The following is an 18,834-nucleotide window of genomic DNA, read 5'->3' as shown; positions in this document are numbered from 1 at the left end:
CCGTTCAAAAAAACAGCTCTCCCTTACAGCTCAAAGTTTATTCCTCCCCGTACACTCCATTGCGATATGGAAGGATGGTTCAGGTAGGTAAAACGCCGGATCACATCTATACGCAGTACTTTGAAAATACGGGTAATACCAGCGCCTGCTTCAAAATACGGACCGCTGTTAAGTGTATACGTGGCCGTTACATTATCCTTAACCGGAAATTTAAAAGCGCCATTTGCCCAGGGCTGGTTCTCTGCGCGCAAGCCACCATATAGCAACCTGCCGGATATTACTTCACGCCATTTTAACTTCCTTATCAATGGTATACGGTCAAAAAAGAAGCCTTTAAAAGAATGCTCAATACTGATGCCTGCATAGTGATCGCTTACAAACTCAAGATAGTTCATCATATTAAAGCCGCTTGAGCTGTATCCCAGCGTTTGGTTGCCCTGGTGCATCTCTAACAAAGGCCAGGGTAAGCTGCCTGAAATATAGCCCGCATTGCCCGTTATATCTGTATAACCAAAGGGTGCCCAGTAAAACCTTTTGTAGAGGGTGGCCTCGAAGCGGTTGTAATCATATTCACCACCCAGCGCATTAAAGCCATGCGTGTAATTAACGGTTAATATCGGGTAACGGTTTACAACATTAAAACGCCACAGGTCATTCTGGTAAAATTGCTCATGGGGCGCCCAGCGGAATGTGGCGGAGAGCTCATTCGTTTGCAGGGAACCAACCGTATCCACGCCCTTTGCAAAGAACAGGCTTCCGGAGGGATGCTGTTTCTTATATTTAACGCCAAAGCCTGCCAGCAGGTGGTTGCCAAATTCATAGACATAATCCACACGAAAAATGTTGTTATACAGGTATTTGTCATTAGCCCCGCTATTAATGGAAAGTAAAAGATTACTTTCCACGTATTCATCATCCGTACCGGGAATGTTTGTATCATGCCGGTAGCCTACCCGCAGAAAATGCATGGGATACCTGTAAACAGAGCGGTTGTTAAAGGAATAGGTGGCGCTGCCAAAATATTTGAATTGCTGGTCTTTTGTACCATACGCCAGGTAACCATCCAGGTAATACCGCTTGCTGAAATAGGGAGTGGTACGCCCTCCTACCCGGGGCTTAAAACCTTCGACCGGGTTATAGCTCAGGAAACTGAAAACCGGCCCAATGCTAACAGCGCCAAAGGACTTATAACCCGTTGAGCTCATATTTATCAGGTCGGTGGTTAGTTTGTAGGATGGCATGTGCAGCAGGCTGTCAATATTCCCATAGGTGCGGATTTCTGTTGTGGACAAGGTATTGAGCCGGTAGGCCCGGAAAAAACTATCCGGTTTTACAACCGGCTTATATTCGACGGTATAGTCCTTTTTAAAAAGGCTGTCTGCAATGGGCTGCCCGGTTACGAAGTTGCTGAAAAGCACCAGTCTTTCGCCAAACAGGCCGGAGGTACCTTTGGTTAATCCAAAGTCTGTGATCACATCAGAGTAAGCCAGGTGAAATTTATGTGTAACACTATCCTGCTCAAAATCCTGGATAACAGAGAAATTCCGCACCAGGCCCAGGTTCATATTCTTATTTGTATGCAGGTTCAGTTTTCTTACCGCGTAATGCCCGTCCAGCGTAATATACAGGGTACCTGTAAAGAGCAGTGCATTGGTATTCCGGGGCATTAAAGAAAGGCGTACCAGCCTGATGTTCTCCTCTACAATGGTGTCCTGTATAAAATATTTGTAAAAGGCAGGTCCTGCGTCTGAGATAGGGCTGATGAACTGCCGGGTAAAAGCCACCACAACAGGATCGTATATATTAATGTCTTCGTATAACCGGTTCAGGATAACGCTTACTCCATGTGTATCTATAAAATCACCGTAATCAACTTTCTTCTGCCCCTCTATCACCTGGTTCTTCCTGTGCGGGCTGCGCTGAAAATAATTGCGGGATACATTTTCCTCTATATAAATGGGCACCAGCTCTTTGCCTGCTACCTTGGTAGTATCCTTATTTTCAAAAATAAAATGATACCGTTTCAATGGGCCTTTATCCGATAGCCAGCGTGGAAACCCATCCAGGTACATACACAGCTTTTCATACTGGCCATAACTTGCAGTAGTATACGCGCCGATACCATTCTCATCACGGTGGGCAACTACCTGTTTTATTAATTCCACTGCAGGATTATTCCGGTTGCTGTAACGCTGCCGTTTGCTATTTACCACCACCGTTGCCAGCTGCCGTTCCCTGGAGGCCAGCAGCACATTTATTTCCTGTATATAGGCATTAGTGCAAGGCCGTACCTTTGTAAAAAAACCCTCCACCGAAAATTGCAGGAAGCTCACATTACTGCCTATACGCAGTGAATATTTACCTTCAGTATCCGTAAGGGTGGTATAACGGCCGTTCCCGGCGCTTACCTTTACATTGGACATTGGCAACCTGGTCACCGAATCCTGCACAGTACCGTAAACATTAACTGATTGCGCCTGCAGGCCGGTTTGTTGTAGCATGAAGAACAGCAAAACAAGTATGCAGGTGCGGTTGGGCATGTTATATGACTTTAATGGCCTTGCTGAAAGCCATACCAATTTCGATTTTATTCCGGAGAATTCAGCATTTACAGACGATCAGGAATATTTCCAGGACCGGTTGTTCTTTAATGCCGATAAAACATATTTTATGAATTATGCCCAGCAGGCATTTATTCATCTGCACCGCTATCCGCTAACATTCAACGTTTCAAACGCCAATCATATTACAATAGCTAAGACTTTTATCTATGCCTTTTGTTTAACCGGGAGCTGTATTAAGAAATTATAAACTTTACATTATGTATGCTCCGGAGGCAAATTCCAGCGCTGCCACCCGGGAGCTCGGGATTAATATGGCAGGGGTATGATCTATAACAATTTAATGCTTCCCGGCAGCACGCCGAATTTTTTTCTGAAAGCAACTGCAAAATGGTGAGCATGGGCATACCCCACTTTATCGGCCACCTCGCCTACCGGCAATTTTTCGTCTAACAGTAATTTTTTAGCCTCCTGCATACGCAGGTCGCTTATATAGGCAAATACGGTATTACCGAATAGTGCTTTGAACCCGGTTTTTAGTTTTGTTTGGTTGATGCAGGCCATACGGGCCAGGTCTACAATAGAGCAAGCCTGCTGATAATGCGCATCTATATAGCTTTTAACTGCGTATAATGCTTCTTTATCAGCCGGCTTTAATTTTGTATTGCCGGCCGTACCCTTATCCAGCTGGCTCACCTGCGACAGGAACAGCTCTATGGACTTTGCTTCGAGGTATAGCCCCTTTAATGAACCACTATAGGGCGCGCGTTTCATTTCGTTTATGACGGCGTACATATTGGGCTGCATGGCTGCGCAAAAACCAGGCAGCGGGCGGTTCACTATTTCACTTTCCCCCAAGCGGTTCATAAAATCACTTTCCGGTGTGAAGATGCTTTTAAAGAGCTGCTCGGATAACATCAGCTCAAAAAACCGCCGGGTACCGCCATAGGTGGGTGATATGGAGAGCTCGTAAGTTTCTGCTGCTTCCCTGAAAACAACAAAATGCTTTTCCCTGAAACTTTGGTCTTTGCCTGAACGTGCCCGTGGCGCAGGATCGGCCAGGCGAAAGTGGGAAACAATTGCGTTCTGCCGTGGTTTGAAACTATATACGCGCTGTTCAGGGTTAGCGCAGCTGCCCCATTTAAGGCCAATGTCCCCAAAATAAAGCTCTTCAGTATCCAGGGAATAACCGGACGGGTCCTGCTCTGAGTGACGATATTGTTGTAATGCACTGTTTAAGCCTGTACGGTACATAGAATTCTTTTTGCACGTTTACAGATGCTGCTATGATAACTAACAGGCTACAAAATAAAGTATTTAAAGGGAGAAACCGGCTTATTGCGTAACCAGCACTTTCTTTGCATATTGCAGCTGCGGTGCATAAAAGCTTACAATATACAGGCCGCTGCTCAACGGGCCTTTCAGCTCATGTACGCCATTGCCCATAAGCTCCTGCCGCAGTATGACCTGCCCCAGCAAATTAGTGACGGTAATATAGCACCTCCCCGCAGCTACGTTCTGCATATTCGCATATAATCTTCCGGCAGCGCTATAGGCATTAAAAACAGCATTGTTATTGCTACCAGGATCCGGCCCGGCATTATCCTTTCTTTGAAATACCAGGTAAAAGCGGTTTTTATATTCTCCTTTGTTCAGGTACAGCCGGTAGGGCGCCTCTGTCTGAAGGCTACGTGTAACCTTTGCAGTGGTATCCCGGAGATAAATATGCCAGTGGGCAGGGATCCGTTCCAGGTCCTGCCCCTTAAAGGTGATCCATCCCGCACGGTCTGTCTGGAGCACGAGCGGAATGGCGCCGGTACTGTCTTTGAGGGTAGGCCAGGCACATATAGATAACATTGCATTATCGGTGGATAGTGCATACAGGTTGGGCGCCCGCGGATCTGTATTCAATCTTTTCAAAGCGTCCAGGCGCTCTTCAAAGCGGGTGCTGGCAGTATCTTCAAAATAAACCACCACCGGATCCGGGGGATAGCTTTCATCGGCAAATGCAGCGGTTAACCGCAACATAGGCGACAGGTTGGGATACTCCTTATGAAAGTTGGGGTTCAGGTCATTAACCCGGGTGTTGTTCTGAACAGATAAGGCGCCTGTAACCGGATAAGCGCCATCCGACACATGCACGAAAAAGCCCTGCATGGCGCCAATGATATTGCCGGCAATACCGTCGCTGGATACGCCATTGATGTAAGAGCTGTAGGTGCCGGTATACTGGTCCGCTGTTCCTGCATTAAAATAATAGATGGCGTCGTCAATATTTGTTTTTGTCCACCCGCCGGAAACATCCCAGTCAATCGGAGAGGGATATGGATTGCCAACCAGGTTAAAACCAAGGGTATAAGGCTGATGGTTGTTATACAAAGCAGGTAAGGACACGGTATGATTGTTCACCACACCTGTAATATCTGCTGTCACAGGTAAAGCGCCTGTTCCAAAATTGGCTGCGTAGCCCTGCATCACTGCCAGGGGATCTGAAGGGTTCACGTAGTGCACCCAGCCTGAGCTTGCGAGGCTCTGATCATACCGGTACAGCGTAGGAAAGGAAGCGCCCAGGTCTATATCGTCTGCCAGCTCGCTAACAGTTGCATGCTGAAAGGGCGAGCTCAGATACTTGTACCCGAAGCCGGAAGCCAGGTACCGCTGCATAGTTATATTACCAAGCACCTCTCCTGCTCCTGTGCCATCGATCAGCGCTGTTTGTCCAGCGGTAGAAAGCAGGGTGAGATTTCCGCCTGCCTGCAGTGTGCCATTAGATAAGAGGACCGCTTTCAGCGAATGGCCCGCAGTAGTAATAGTAGTGGTGCTGTTAGCGCCGACTGTTATGTTATTAAAGACCGTTGGCCCGCCATTCAGCGTTTGTACGTTGCCGTTAAACATTACTGTACCAGTGTTCTGGGTAAAGGTGCCATTGTTCTGCCAGTTAGCCTGCAGCACGATATTCCCTTTACTGATAACGTAAGCGCCTGAGGGAATAATAAGGCCCTGGCCCCGCAAAACAGCCGGGATAAGAACAGCCAGGATAAATATATACCGGTTCAGATTCATGCTTATTGAATAACAGTGATATCAAATACCACGGTGCCCAGGACCTGGTTGCCAAAGGTACCTGCACCGGTGTTGGTAAAATTAATCTGCACCGTATTAGCAGCGCTCACCCGTGACCATGCAATACTTACGCCGTTAGGCAATGCGGTGCGGGGATTTACAATAACCGTTGCATTAACGTTAGCGCCGGTTACGGTGGCTGTTTTGGTAAGGCTGGCCGTATAAGTGATATTGGTGTTGTCTGTAATGGAAACGGATGTTTTAATGATGTTGTTCATAACAGAGCCGCTGGCCCCCAGCTTAAAGGTGCCTCCTACATCCAGCTTGGCCGTAGGGCTTGTAGTGGCAATACCCACATTTTCTGCGGGTGAGATCCGCATTGCCTCATTGGAAGCAGCCGTACCTGCCACCAGGAATATAGTGGACTTTGCAACGTTATTGTTAACAATATAAAGGTCGTTGCCGGAACCGATCAGGTAACAATCATTGGGCTGGCCGGTTTCAATGGGGTTGCCGGGCTGGTACGCATACCCGGAGCCGTTAATGCCCAGGTCCACAAAGTTGGTGGTTTCGGTCCCGTTATCTGCTGTTGCCACATAGTCTGAGCTGGCCTGCGTGCCGTTAGACAGGTTGCGGATATTCATCTGGAAATAATTATTAACTGTGCCCTTTGCATAAATGGCATTCACAGAAGTAGTGACGCCGGCATCTACCAGCAGCCTTTCCCGGTTAGTGGCGTCGAAAGCAGTAGTTCCGATAGCCACATTGCCAACGCTGTCAATGATCATCCTTTGCGCGTTATTGGTGCGAAAGCTAAGCCCTACATTGCTGGTAGTACCCACAAAGTTGGTGGTTTGGCTGGTGCCGCTGTTGCCGGTGGTAGACCAGCTGCTGCCGGGTGTGCTGAAAGTGCTTACAGGCAGCTTTTTGACGATGCCGCTGGAAATAGTTAGCATACTGTCTGTACTGGTGGCGGTACCTGCCTGTACCCCTAACAATGTTACGGGATTAGTACCTACCACATGCAGAGGTGCAGTAGGCGTTCCGGTGCCAAGCCCCAGATAGCCGGTTGGAGCTACTGCATTCATTACCGTACCGGAGGCATTGCGCCATTCGGTGATATTGGCGGTCTGGGAAGCGGAATTAGGTTGAATGGCCAGCGCTACGCTTACATCCCGCTGTGCTTTCACGAGTACGCCTGTATTAAGCAGGGTGCTGCCACTCACAAATGCCGGGAGGGTAGCTGTCTGGCGGTCCCCACCCAGGATGGTGGTATGATAGGACCCCATTTGTAAGGCCCTGCCTCCTCCGCCCTGCCAGAAAAGGTCGCCACCGTCGCCGGCAATACGGAAATCGCCCACACCTTCGCCTGACGTATTGCTGAACAAAACCTGGGATACGCCGGCCACATGCCGGATCTCCAGGGTATCTTTTACTACCAGGCGGTTAGCAGGATCGGTAACGCCAATGCCTACACCTGTTGGGCTTACCCGCATGATCTCTGTACCGGAACCCATAATATTTGCAGCCGAATAGACAAGACCGGTGCGGAACGTGATAGGCCGGGTTGATTCCGATCCCAGCATCATCTGGTTGCCGTCATTACCGAAAAAGGAAGTATTTACATTGGTTTTGGTGAAAGCAAACAACATGTTGCGGGTACTGCTCCCTGACCCGTATTGCACCACTGAGCCGGTTTCATTGGCCGGTACATTACTTTCTCCAAAGGCCATCCTGAATGCGCTGTTGTACGCGTAATTGGGATAGGTGGTGGCTGTAGAGGCGATGGCGCCATTCACCGCCAGCTTTTGTGTGGGGGTTAGTGTGCCGATGCCAATATTGCCAACGCTGTCAATCGACATGCGGGTAGTGTTGCTGGTGCGCAGGCGCAAACTGACGCTATCCGTTGTGCCCAGGAAATTTGTGCTGGAATTAATTCCGCTGTTACCGGTGAGAGACCAGGAACCGCCTGCCCCGGAAGCGAGAATGGTCCACGCGCCATTGATATAATAGTAAAGCCCTTTGGTACCATCTGTTTGAAAAACGAGCAAGCCTTCAGCCGGGCTTGCAACTGCCGTTCGCTGCGCCGCTGTCATGCGGGGCGGCAGAAAGCCTTTGCTGGTGGACTTTACATCCAGCGCCGCCGATGCCTGCCCGGTTGTATAAGCTGCATCATCTGTAACAATCACTGTCTGGGCAAATACTGACGAGCAGCAGCACCAGCACCCTATCAATAATTGTATGGTTTTTTTACTCATATATTTCACATTAAACATTCAAGTCTGGTTCAGGTGAGGTAACGGCCATGCCGGTGATCATTGTGATACTGATAGGAGGAACAATGGAAGCTGCCGCCTCAGGTGCGGCAGCTTTCCGGGCATACAAATCGTTTGCTGCACAAGTGGAGCGAAACCAGTTCTTTGTTTCATAAGACGTATGGTGTATCCGTTAAATATTATCGCTCTTCACATGCTTATTCGGACTTATTAAAGGAGGCGATTTCATTATTTTCGTGGCCGGCAATTACTACATACACGCCAGAGCCCGGTGAGGTTTCTTCCACGTCTGCTTCGGTGTACACCTTTCCACAGATAACGGGACCGAATTTGCAGCCTGTTAATAAGAAATCCTCACTGGCCCCGGCAAAAAAGTAAGGATTACCTGATTCGTCTGTATAAAACTGGTAGTACACATCAACGGACCTATGGGCTCCTTTTACTACAAACACAGCCGTTGTAACAAGTAAAAAAACTAAGGTGGCAAAATGGATCTTTTTCATAGAATGTATTTTTTATTATGGTTTAAAAAAAGACTGACGTTGTTTAGGGTTGATTTCAAAAATTATCCCCGCGGCTGCCATTGCAAGGAATACAGTGTTCATTATCAGCTGTCCGGCCCACGACGTAAATTTGAATAATCCGCTACATGCACAGGGAACATTAACGCCCCGGTAGAGTATTAAAATAATATAGATAGAATAGGTTAGCATGAGGATAAACGTACCGCCCAATGCCCATACCCGCATACTGGGCCAGATAAAAAGAAGTGCCAGGCCCAGATGGATCAATGGCACCGCCCAGGCCAGAAAGCCGGCAAAACTATTTATATAGTCAAAGGCCGTAAGTTGATTGCGAAACATACGATGATCCAATAGCTTGGTCCAGCCGGCATATACAAATAGGATAATGAACATTAGGGCTATCAGGTCTGAAAGTAGCTGCTTTTTCATAGAATAAAAATCTTGTTCTCAAAATGAACAAAATGAACAGACTAATAAAACTTATAAGTGCTGCAACTTGTTCCTCCAGCGGATGAGCTTCTTCATAGGACAAACATTATGTCATGATCCGGGAGCCATGGCTGTGTGGCTGGCAAGGGGGCGCTTTTTATTATAACATTGTTTAACAAAAAAGGTTCATTACACAGGTGTATTCACTGCGCCGCCCTTTCCCTATGCTTAAGATGTAAATGGGCAGGAGAACTGCTGTGATCAGCCAGGTGTTTGCATATGGAGCGTAAATGTCTGCTGTGTTAATGTTCAAGCCGCTGCGGCCTGCCAACAGCAGGTCAGAGCAGAAAGCGTGCACAGCAGCGTAGCTCGATAAAAAAAACAGCCGGACGATACCGCCGGCTGTTTTAAAATGCCTCCTTAACCCTATAAACGCTTACTCAGCTATTCCATTACGCACAAGCTGATTGCTTAAAGTATGGCTATATCTTAATAAGATAAGCTCTTATTTGCATAGCCTCTATTCGTTTGGACTGTCCTGTAACGCCTGCCGGATCATTTTCACTATGCCAGCCTCCTCCCCAGCCATAACCCTCCTGGTGAACCCTGTAGTAAATATAGGGCCTTGCCTGTGTAGAGGGAGCAGGGTCATTAAAAGTTAATGTATAGCTGCTATTTTGATAACCAGGCCCAAAGATCTGTACTGATTCTATGCGCCTTGATTGACCTGTAGTTCCGGACTGTCCGGGAGAACCTGTATATCCCGGCTCCCATCCTGTACCTTGCAAATGTGACCTGTAGTTAAAACCAAACGAAGGAGTATAGTAGGTGGTGCCCAGGTTATCAGCAGCGCCAAATTGTATCAGGGGCAGCGTATAGGCCTCCAGCCTTCTTTGCTGGTTAGTGGTTCCCATAATTTGATTACTGCCGGGAGCCGCATTATTAAAAGCATCAGGCGCTCCTGCATTCATCACATTGAAATTTATATACTGCCATCCAAAAGCCTGCAAATTGGAGGACGTTACTCCCTGTGTTTGGTACCAGGTGCCATCCAGCACCACTCCCACACCTGTCACGGGGTGTGTGGGCAGGTTGGCGGCCATGATCCCCGCCTGCCTTGCTGTTTCAAAAGCGGTGGTATGGGCGGCTTTCAACAGGTCTGTTTTATCATCTTTCCTGATGGATAAAGTATTATAATAAGATACCCGGAGGTTCTCTGCCTGCTCAAATAAATGATCCCTTAATAAGTCTTTATATAATAAAGAAACGATTTCGTTGGGGATCTGGTCGGCCGTTTTAAAAGTTAACGGAGCACTTTCCCTGGAAACGGGGGATTTTTCAAGTTCCTTTTTACAGGCGGTAAAAAGGATTAAAGATGCAAAGATGCATACATGGATCTTTCTCATACTGAATGGAATTTTGAGGTAAAAAAAAATCAGGGCAAATAAATAGGGGTGCGTTTTAGCAATAGCCTTGATAACTGGAAATGCGATTTGGGTAATTAAACGGTACGTTTTGAGGGATTACGTTTTCATAAGAAGGGTTTAGGATACTAAATTAATCATCTTCAGGGATAAAATTTAAAATGTTCCAAAATATAACATGACCAGCTTAATCAGCAAAATACAAGATAAGCCCTGCGGATGACAAGGCTTATCTTGCAGACGCCATTGTTTGGCGCTATTCACTAACAAATGAAATACGGAAACCTGCTACTTCAACACATCCAGCACCGGGCGCTCTATCCCTGACAACGTTTCTACACCAGGTTTTAACAGCTCCAGCACGGCTACATGGTTCACACCTTTCTTCAGCCACTCTGCGGGCACATAAATAGTTTGCTGAGGACCCACTTCCCAATACCTGCCTAAATTATGTCCGTTGATCCATACTGTTCCCTTGCCCCAGCTGCTCATATCCAGGTAAGTATCCCCGGTTTTTGATAAAACAAAAGTACCTTCCTTCAGCACCGGTGCATTACCACGGGGAAGCCTATACGCTTTATTTGTCCTTGCAGGCAGCGTATCAAATGGAAGCCGGAATTGCTGCCAGTTCAGCAGCTCCTTGTCATTCAGGAGCACTTTTTCCGTGATCCCTTTCTTATTCTGTAAAAGGTAAGGGCCAAAGTTAATACGGCCCAGGTTCTCCACCAGCAGCTCCAGTGTTACTTTACCTTTGGGAAGCTGCACCTGCAGGCTGTCCTGGTTTAAGCGCCGGTCCAGCACAGCAGCTCTTTTACCATTAATGAACACCAGCGCATAATCACGCAAGGCTTTTATCTTCAGCAATCCGGCCTGGCCACCGTTCAGGGTAGTGCGGTATAATACCCATCCATAGGCTTGTCCCAGGTCTTCAAACGTTAAGGGTGTTGTATTGTTAACCGGTTTAGGTAACAGGTCAAAGACGCTACGGGTTTGTGTGAACCGGATGGCGGGGATCTCAATAACCGGCCGGGCTGCGGGCACTTCCGGCAGCACCTGATCTGCCGGCAAATGCCTGCTGATCACTTCCCTGAACTTCATAAATTTCTCAGTAGCATTGCCTGCTTCATCCAGGGGTGCATCATAATCATAGCTGCTGATCTGCGGCTCATAAGGATTCTGATCATTATAGTTGGCGCCATTCATAAAACCCCGCGTGGTGCCACCATGGAACATATACATGTTGATGGAGATGCCTGCTGCCAGCACGCTATCCAGCCTGCCCAGGTATTTCTCATAGGGTATGGTATGATGTTTTGTTCCCCACCAGTCGAACCAGGCAGGGTACCATTCTGCAATGTAAAAAGGGCCTTTGCCACTATGCCAGGTGCGGATCAGCTGTTTCACTTTTGCAGGATCATCTATCCCGTTAATAGCGGGCAGCAGGCCGGGTAAGTGCCCGTCCTTAATTGCAGGCTCCGGATCGCAGGTATATAACAGGCCGTCAAAGCCGGCTTCCTGGAATATTTTACGGTTAATGTCCAGGTACTCCTTATCATTTGAATAAGAGCCATACTCATTTTCCACCTGCACCATTAAAATATTACCACCGTGGTTCACCTGTAAAGGCGCCAGCTGCTTACCTACTTCTTTAATGTAATTGCGATAGGCTTCCAGGTACTTTGGCTCTTTGCTGCGCACCACCAATCCTTTTTCTTCCTGCAGCCAGTAAGGATAACCGCCAAATTCCCATTCTGCGCAAACATAGGGGCTTGGCCGTAGCACTACCCACAAACCTTCTTCCCGGGCAGTGTTTACAAAGGCGGCAATATCATTATTCCCTGAAAAATCATAATGCCCTTTTTCCGGCTCATGCACATTCCAGAATACATAGGTACCTATGGTGTTCAGCCCCATTGCCTTTGCCATTTTCATCCGTGCGCGCCAGGCTTCCCGGGGCACGCGGGGGTAATGCATTTCGCCGGAAATCATCTGGAACGGCTTACCATCCAGCAGGAAAACAGAATCACCTAACGCAAAACTATGCGTGCCGGTTTGCTGCCCTGCTGCTGTCAAATAAAAAGCCATCATAGCAATGATCACTACGCTTATCCTTTTCATGCTGTACTGATTTAATCAAGATCTTCCCGCCAGGGTTACCACTGCACGGGCAGGAATACGGATGCTGTTTGTTACAGTAATATCGGTGTTGCCGGGCGCCAGGCTGTCCTGGTCCGATGTGGTGTAGGAACGTACCCGGCTTAATTTTGCATGCCGGCAGTGGAGGGTTATGTCCACTGCGGCTGCACTACTGTTCACTACTACTATACTAACGGTATTATCAATGTTCTTGTAGGCAGAGATCAACAGGTTCTTTCCCAACGCTGCACTGTCGCTAACGGTTACCTGTACACGCCGGGCGCCGGGGCGTATAAAGCGGCTGTAGTTGCCCATGGCCCACAGCATTTTACTGTCGTGGTACTGCCCGTCTGTTTTATTTTTATCAATGTAGATGAGGCCATCTTTATAATCATAGGGCGATATGGCCAGCCAGTATTGCCAGGCAGCGGCATTAGCCACCGTCAGGTCATTATGAATAACTCCTGCAAGATATAAGGCCGCTTCCATGCCCAGGTCTTTTTTACTGCCATTGATCTCGCCTGCATTATCGCCCAGGATACAATATTCCGATTGCCAGTATTCCAGGCCGGCTATGTTTGCAACACCGGCAGCCAGCTTTTCCCTCATTTGCACCGCCTTGTTGTAAGGCGATGTTGTGAAATAGCTGTGTGCGGCAATGCTGTGCTGTACCTGCGGCAGGTTGCCTAAATATTCCGCGGAATGCGGGTCAAAAAAAGTATTGGTTTGCTCTCCCTTACCGGGCTTATCTCCTTTTTCGTAGAGGTAATTGATCTGGCCTGCTTCGGGCAGCAGTATTTTTGTAGAAAGCCCCTTATCTGCAAAGGTGCTGCTGATGCTGCGTACAAGGCCGCTGATCTGCTCATTGGTATAAGGGCATCCTTCCTGCCCACCATCACTCCAGTCCCACTGCGGTTCATTAACCGGGCTTATATAATTGAACAGGATGCCGGCGCTTGTATATACGCCGTTCAGTACCTGTACCAGGTAGGCAGCCAGGGCGCTGTATTTAGCGGGATCAATATTGCAGTATCCCCCGCTTGCAAATGCTTTCCCGTTCTTTGTAAGCTGTACCGGGGGACTGTTCAGAAAAGCCAGGAACTGCTGCACACCACTTGCTTTGGCTGCCTGTAAGAACCATAATTGTCCTGCCTGTCTTTTCCAGTTCCAGGTGCTATCCTGTTCCAGGAACGATTCCGCGCGGCGCCATTCATCTTTAATGCCGCTGGCATTCCCTTGCTGAGCGCTGCCTGCGCCAATATTAAAACGCCACAGGGAAAGTCCTATACCTTGCGGCTGCCCGCTGGCAGTAGTATCCATACTAAACAGCCAGTTCGCCATTTGCTGTTTCTTACTATCCGGCCAGCTGCCGGCATACTGGCACGACCATGCATCTGATGCGCCAAAGTTCCGGATGGTCTGATGAGTGACAGCAGCATCAATGCTTACAACAACGGGTTTATGCTGTGCCTGTGAAAAAAAGTAAAAAAGTAAAAAGCAAAAAGTAAAACTAATGCCGCGAACAAATGAGTGATTACTTTTCATTGCACATCAACTTTTGATTTCTACTTTTTACTTTTTTACTTTTTATTTTTTAATATCCTGCATTCTGTGTGATCTTGTTATTGGATGCCTGGATCTCGGTTCTTGGAATAGGTAACCAGTAATGCTTGGCGGCAAAAGCGCGGCCGCTTAAGGCTACCTTTCTCGTATATACGTAGCTGCCACCACTGGTTGTTACATCCACACCGTAGGCCGGTACATTCTCCGTTACATCTGCTATTTTCCAGCGGCGCACATCATAGAAGCGATGTTCTTCAAAAGCCAGCTCCACCTGCCTTTCCTTGCGGATGGCATCACGCATTTGTGCTTGAGAAAGTCCCGCCGGAAGAGCGGGCTGCTTTGCCCTCTGGCGGATCAGGTTAATGGCGCTGTACACCGTACCATCCGGGCCTGTTGCTTCGTTCTGCGCTTCAGCATAGTTCAGCAGCACTTCTGCATAACGGAAATAGATCCAGGGCTGCAGGCCGGCCACATTCCAGGGATTGTCAATGGGATACTTATCATCCATAAACTTACGCAGGTAATAACCTGTTTTGGTAGTGTTCCAGTTGGAAGGGCCATCTTTACTATCCTTTCCGCCAGGTGTATAGATCTGCACAGTGCTGTTCCTGTAGGTGGCGCCGTTATATAATATAGTGGCATAAAAACGGGCATCCCTGTTTGCATAGGGGTTTTGCGCATTGTAACCTGAAGTGGGATCGGTAATATCTTTACCATTGCTCATCTGGTAAGCATCCACCAGGTTCTGTAAAGGTGTGTTACCTGCCCAGCCGTTATAGCCATTAGGGCCGTTGGAAATTTCCAGACAAACGTGGCGTGCGCCAATAGCATACTGCCTTGCAAAAATGATCTCGTTACCCGTGTATGACAGGAACAGCTTGGCATAATCCGCATCCAGGGAATATTTGCCCAGGTCCATCACTGCTTTTGCTGCAGCGGCGGCAGCGGCCCAGGTGCCTGCATTATACAGGGGGCTGGCTGCGTACAGCAGCAGGCGTGATTTCAATGCCAGCGCGGCGCCTTTGGTGGCCCTTCCCAGCTGCCAGCTATCATCATTTGCCAGCGGCAGCTGCTGAATAGCGCTGTCCAGCTCTGACACGGCATAGTCTATGCTTTGTTTTATGCTAGCCCGGGTAAATAAAGCGTCATCGCCCAGGTTATCTTCCAGGTTATACACCTTATCGCCCATAAGCACTACGCCGCCGTAATTGCGGATCAGATCCTGGTAACGGAAAGCACGTATAAAATGCAGCTCGCCCCTTAGCTGGGTGCGATGCCCGGCGCTCATTACAACACTGTCTATATGATTCAGCGCATAGTTACACTCGCGGATGCTGCGGTAGCTCCTGCCCCAGATGGTGCCTGCAATGCCGGTATTCTCCGGCGCCAGCTGCCCGCGTTGTACCAGCCAGGTATTATCATCATTGTTGTAAATGGATTCATCTGTAAGCGCGCTCCACAGAGCATATTCAAACCCGCGGCCAAAACCGGGGTTGGTGCCTTCACCTTCTTTATCCTGCAGCTTAACGCTCATATAACGGTTGATCACATAATCCTCCAGCAAGGCAGAATCGGCCAGCACCGCCACATCAGGTACACGGTCTGTAGGTACAATATCCAGGTAATTCTTTTTACACGAAGCAAACGTTGCTGCCAGTGCAATGATCCCTATGCTTAAAATATTTTTAGTCTTCATGGCTGCTTTTTTTACGGTTTAAAACTTAACATTCACACCAACATTCACAATACGCTGCTGCGGATAGAACTGCCCGCTGCTGCTGGTGGTAGATCCTGTGGGACCACCTTCCGGATCATAGTCCTTCACTTTGGTAATGGTAAACAGGTTAAAGGCATTGGCGTATACACGCAGCCCGCTTATTTTAATGCGTGACAATACATCTGCATTAATGTTGTACCCCAGCTCAACGTTCTTTAACCGTAAAAAGGATGCATTATTCAGCCAGAACGTATTATTATAAAGTCCTCCGTTAATAGAGGCAGAAGCCCGGTTATCCGCACGCGGATAGCTGCCGTTGGGATTATTGGGACTCCAGCGGTTATCGGCCCAGCTGCTATAGAAATTACCGATGGTGCCGGATTCCGGCAGTACATACTGGCTTACATGTGTTTGCCCGGCCAGCACAGCGGAAAAGTCAAAACCTTTATAGTCTGCGCCTAATACTATACCATAGGTTATTTCAGGAATGTTACCATATTTTGAACGGGTGGCATCATCAGCCGTGATCTGTTTATCACCGTTGTAATCCTTGTAGATCAGGTCTCCCAGCTGTGCGCCGGCCAGGTGCGGATAATTATCCAGGTCTGCCTGGGTTCTGAAAATACCAATGGCATCATACAGCAGGTAAGTATTCAGGGGGCGGCCTGTCTGGCGCTGGTAATCCAAAGCGCCGGCTGCTTCGTCTATAAAAATGATCTTGCTTTTTGCGTAGGTAAAGTTACCGCCGATGTGGTAATGAACGCCGCCGGTAGAGTTGTCATACCCCAGGGTTGCTTCTATACCATTGCTGTTCACTTTTCCTATATTTTCGGAAGGCACCAAAGGATCGCTGCCAAAAGGGTTTACAATACCGGATACCTGCGGGATAGAGGCATTCCGCTGGGTAAGGATATTGGAACGCTTTTGCTGGAAGTAAATAAACTCCAGTGAGAAATGCTGCAGAAAAACAGCATTCAAACCCAGGTCCATTTTCTTGGCTGTTTCCCAGGTAATATTGGGATTGGCCAGTTTAATAATGTCTATACCCGGGTGGATATTGGAGCCTACTACATATTGGTTGCTGAAGCTGTAGTTATCAAAATACTGGAACAGTCCTACATTATCATTACCCAGCGTACCATAAGAGCCACGCAGCTTCAGGTCCTGGATAAAGGATACCGGCTGAAACCATTCTTCTTTGGAGATACGCCAGCCCGCGGATATGGAAGGGAAAAATCCGTATTGCTTACCCGTGGGGAAAGTGGAAGAACCATCTATACGCGCCTGCCCTTCCAGCAAATATTTTTCCTGGTAGTTATAGGCCAGTCTTGCAATGTAGCTTTTGCGGGTGAACGTGTAGCTCTTACCTCCATTGTCCTTGTCCGTAGCAGCGGATCCGCCCTGGGACAGTTCCGGCAGCTGTGAGGAAGGGAAGTTTAACCGCGATGCAGCCAGGCTGTCCATTACGGTTTTGCTTTGCTCATAACCCACAAAGGCATCCACATGATGCTGGCCGAACTGGCGGGTAAAATTCAGCTTGATGTTGGAGGTGAGCAGTGACTGGTTCTGCTGATACTGGTTCAGGGAAGCCAGGCCGGCGGAACCGCCTACCACTACTTTATTATAAGTATTGGCAGTAGCATCATAGCTGTATACCGGATAAGGTTTGCTGAATGATTTGTCAGCGCTCCAGGATTTATCTACTGAGAAAAAACCGTCCAGCGAAAGGCCTTCCAGCCCCGGAATATCATAAGAACCTTTCAGAATGCCGTTAAACACCTGGGTGGGATTGCGGTTTGTGCCGCCTATATCTGTTACCTGCAGCACCGGGTTGTTATTTTCTATACCCGAAGTAGGCAGCCCGTTGGGATAAATAGCGGCTACGGTAGGGTAAGCGCGGTAAATAGAACGGAAGATATCACCGGCGCCTGTTTGCGGGTACACACGGTCTTCTTCCCTGCCGGATAGATACAAACCTACCTTCAGGCGTTTGGTTATATTGGCATCTATATTTGACCGGAAGTTGTACTGGTCATACTGAGTAGCGCCATGTTTATAAATGCCCTGCTGCCCGATGGTACCCAGGGACACATAATATTTTACATTTTCACTGCCCCCGCTTACAGACAGGCTATGCTGGTGCTGCAATGCAACACTCCGCAGCGTGGCCTTCTGCCAGTCGGTATTGGGATAGTTCAGCGGGTCTGAGCCGTCCCTGAACTTCTGGATCTGCGCATCTGTATAGAACTGGTTTAGCCCGCCACCGGGGTTGGTATAATATTGGATCTCGTTCGCGAGCGTAGCGTAGGTAGCCGCATCTGCCATTTTAGGCAGGCGGGTGGGCGAGGAAAAACCCTGGTTAAAGCTGTAGCTGATCACCGGCTTGCCGGTTTTACCCCGTTTAGTGGTAATTAATATTACCCCGTTGGCCGCACGGCTGCCGTATACGGCGGCAGATGCATCTTTCAGCACCGTCATGCTTTCAATATCGTTCGGGTCCAGCCTTTGCATGCCGCCTATTTGCCCCGGCACCCCATCTACCACTATTAATACATCATTATTACCGGTAGTGGCCAGGCCGCGTATATACACATTAGAACCATCATACCCCGGCTCTCCTGAGCGGTTATTGGCAATTACGCCGGAGAAACGGCCGGCCAGGGAATTGGATACGTTAGGCTGCGGACTTTTTACAATGTCCGCTCCTTTTATAACGGAAAGGGAACCGGTAAGGGTGGCTTTTTTCTGTGTGCCGTAACCCACTACCACTACCTCGTTCACATTCTGGGTGGTAGCAGCCAGGGTGACAGACAGGGGTGCATTGTTCCTTACCACTAATTCCTGTGTAACATAAGACAGGTGATTGAACACCAGGGTATCCCCTATACCGGCGGCCAGGGAAAACTGCCCGGCATTATCTGTGGTTGTTCCCTGGGTGGTATTTTTCACCCGCACCGAAACCCCGGGCACCGATTCCCCACCGGATACCACCTTCCCGGTGATCTTCGATTGCTGGGCCCAAATGGTAATAGGAATAAGGAAAAGAAAGATAGATAGGAATCTTTTTTTCATAACGGAACCTGTTTAAATGAATAATAGCTGGTCTTGAAATTTTGGTCTTGAACTTTTTGTACTCAGTTT

Annotated in this window: 11 protein-coding genes; all 11 read right to left on the bottom strand. The window is 48.3% G+C overall.

The window, feature by feature from the left end:
* Positions 1-23 precede the first annotated feature (23 nt).
* On the bottom strand, positions 24-2,540 hold the full coding sequence (locus BMZ54_RS25315; protein WP_089918738.1) for a DUF5686 family protein: 2,517 nt from the start codon (positions 2,538-2,540) through the stop codon (positions 24-26).
* Between the two features lie 351 nt (positions 2,541-2,891).
* Positions 2,892-3,815 carry a helix-turn-helix transcriptional regulator gene (locus tag BMZ54_RS25305; RefSeq protein ID WP_089918734.1) on the bottom strand — a complete coding sequence of 308 codons (924 nt, stop codon included), beginning with the start codon at positions 3,813-3,815 and terminating at the stop codon, positions 2,892-2,894.
* A gap of 81 nt (positions 3,816-3,896) precedes the next feature.
* A complete protein-coding gene (locus BMZ54_RS25300; RefSeq protein ID WP_089918732.1) occupies positions 3,897-5,624 on the bottom strand; it encodes a hypothetical protein in 1,728 nt (575 codons plus the stop codon).
* Positions 5,625-5,626: 2 nt separating this feature from the next.
* On the bottom strand, positions 5,627-7,882 hold the full coding sequence (locus BMZ54_RS25295) for a hypothetical protein (RefSeq protein WP_143081131.1): 2,256 nt from the start codon (positions 7,880-7,882) through the stop codon (positions 5,627-5,629).
* A gap of 215 nt (positions 7,883-8,097) precedes the next feature.
* A complete protein-coding gene (locus tag BMZ54_RS25290; RefSeq protein ID WP_089918728.1) occupies positions 8,098-8,403 on the bottom strand; it encodes a hypothetical protein in 306 nt (101 codons plus the stop codon).
* A gap of 15 nt (positions 8,404-8,418) precedes the next feature.
* The gene (locus BMZ54_RS25285) at positions 8,419-8,853 is read right to left on the bottom strand and encodes a MauE/DoxX family redox-associated membrane protein (protein ID WP_089918726.1); all 435 of its coding nucleotides are present in this window, start codon (positions 8,851-8,853) and stop codon (positions 8,419-8,421) included.
* Positions 8,854-9,335: 482 nt separating this feature from the next.
* The gene (locus BMZ54_RS25280; protein ID WP_089918723.1) at positions 9,336-10,259 is read right to left on the bottom strand and encodes a hypothetical protein; all 924 of its coding nucleotides are present in this window, start codon (positions 10,257-10,259) and stop codon (positions 9,336-9,338) included.
* Positions 10,260-10,565: 306 nt separating this feature from the next.
* Positions 10,566-12,395: a glycoside hydrolase family 35 protein gene (locus BMZ54_RS25275; protein ID WP_089918722.1), complete on the bottom strand. Its 1,830-nt coding sequence runs from the start codon at positions 12,393-12,395 to the stop codon at positions 10,566-10,568.
* Positions 12,396-12,410: 15 nt separating this feature from the next.
* On the bottom strand, positions 12,411-13,958 hold the full coding sequence (locus BMZ54_RS25270) for a glycoside hydrolase (RefSeq protein WP_089918720.1): 1,548 nt from the start codon (positions 13,956-13,958) through the stop codon (positions 12,411-12,413).
* 49 nt (positions 13,959-14,007) lie between these two features.
* Positions 14,008-15,672: a RagB/SusD family nutrient uptake outer membrane protein gene (locus BMZ54_RS25265; RefSeq protein WP_089918718.1), complete on the bottom strand. Its 1,665-nt coding sequence runs from the start codon at positions 15,670-15,672 to the stop codon at positions 14,008-14,010.
* 18 nt (positions 15,673-15,690) lie between these two features.
* Complete coding sequence (locus BMZ54_RS25260; protein WP_089918716.1) at positions 15,691-18,765, bottom strand: SusC/RagA family TonB-linked outer membrane protein; 3,075 nt, start codon at positions 18,763-18,765, stop codon at positions 15,691-15,693.
* Between the last annotated feature and the right edge of the window lie 69 nt (positions 18,766-18,834).

The sequence above is a fragment of the Chitinophaga rupis genome, from assembly GCF_900109685.1.
Classification (GTDB): Bacteria; Bacteroidota; Bacteroidia; order Chitinophagales; family Chitinophagaceae; genus Chitinophaga; species Chitinophaga rupis.
The sequence above is the reverse complement of the archived record's forward strand: the minus strand, read 5'-3'. Positions and strand labels throughout refer to the sequence as shown.

Excerpts from the sequence above, each read along its gene's own strand:
- BMZ54_RS25315 (WP_089918738.1), bottom strand. The coding sequence starts at position 2,540 with ATGCCCAACCGCACCTGCATACTTGTTTTGCTGTTCTTCATGCTACAA.
- BMZ54_RS25295 (WP_143081131.1), bottom strand. The coding sequence starts at position 7,882 with ATGAGTAAAAAAACCATACAATTATTGATAGGGTGCTGGTGCTGCTGC.
- BMZ54_RS25260 (WP_089918716.1), bottom strand. The coding sequence starts at position 18,765 with ATGAAAAAAAGATTCCTATCTATCTTTCTTTTCCTTATTCCTATTACC.
- BMZ54_RS25305 (WP_089918734.1), bottom strand. The coding sequence starts at position 3,815 with ATGTACCGTACAGGCTTAAACAGTGCATTACAACAATATCGTCACTCA.
- BMZ54_RS25265 (WP_089918718.1), bottom strand. The coding sequence starts at position 15,672 with ATGAAGACTAAAAATATTTTAAGCATAGGGATCATTGCACTGGCAGCA.
- BMZ54_RS25270 (WP_089918720.1), bottom strand. The coding sequence starts at position 13,958 with ATGAAAAGTAATCACTCATTTGTTCGCGGCATTAGTTTTACTTTTTGC.
- BMZ54_RS25285 (WP_089918726.1), bottom strand. The coding sequence starts at position 8,853 with ATGAAAAAGCAGCTACTTTCAGACCTGATAGCCCTAATGTTCATTATC.
- BMZ54_RS25300 (WP_089918732.1), bottom strand. The coding sequence starts at position 5,624 with ATGAATCTGAACCGGTATATATTTATCCTGGCTGTTCTTATCCCGGCT.
- BMZ54_RS25280 (WP_089918723.1), bottom strand. The coding sequence starts at position 10,259 with ATGAGAAAGATCCATGTATGCATCTTTGCATCTTTAATCCTTTTTACC.
- BMZ54_RS25290 (WP_089918728.1), bottom strand. The coding sequence starts at position 8,403 with ATGAAAAAGATCCATTTTGCCACCTTAGTTTTTTTACTTGTTACAACG.
- BMZ54_RS25275 (WP_089918722.1), bottom strand. The coding sequence starts at position 12,395 with ATGAAAAGGATAAGCGTAGTGATCATTGCTATGATGGCTTTTTATTTG.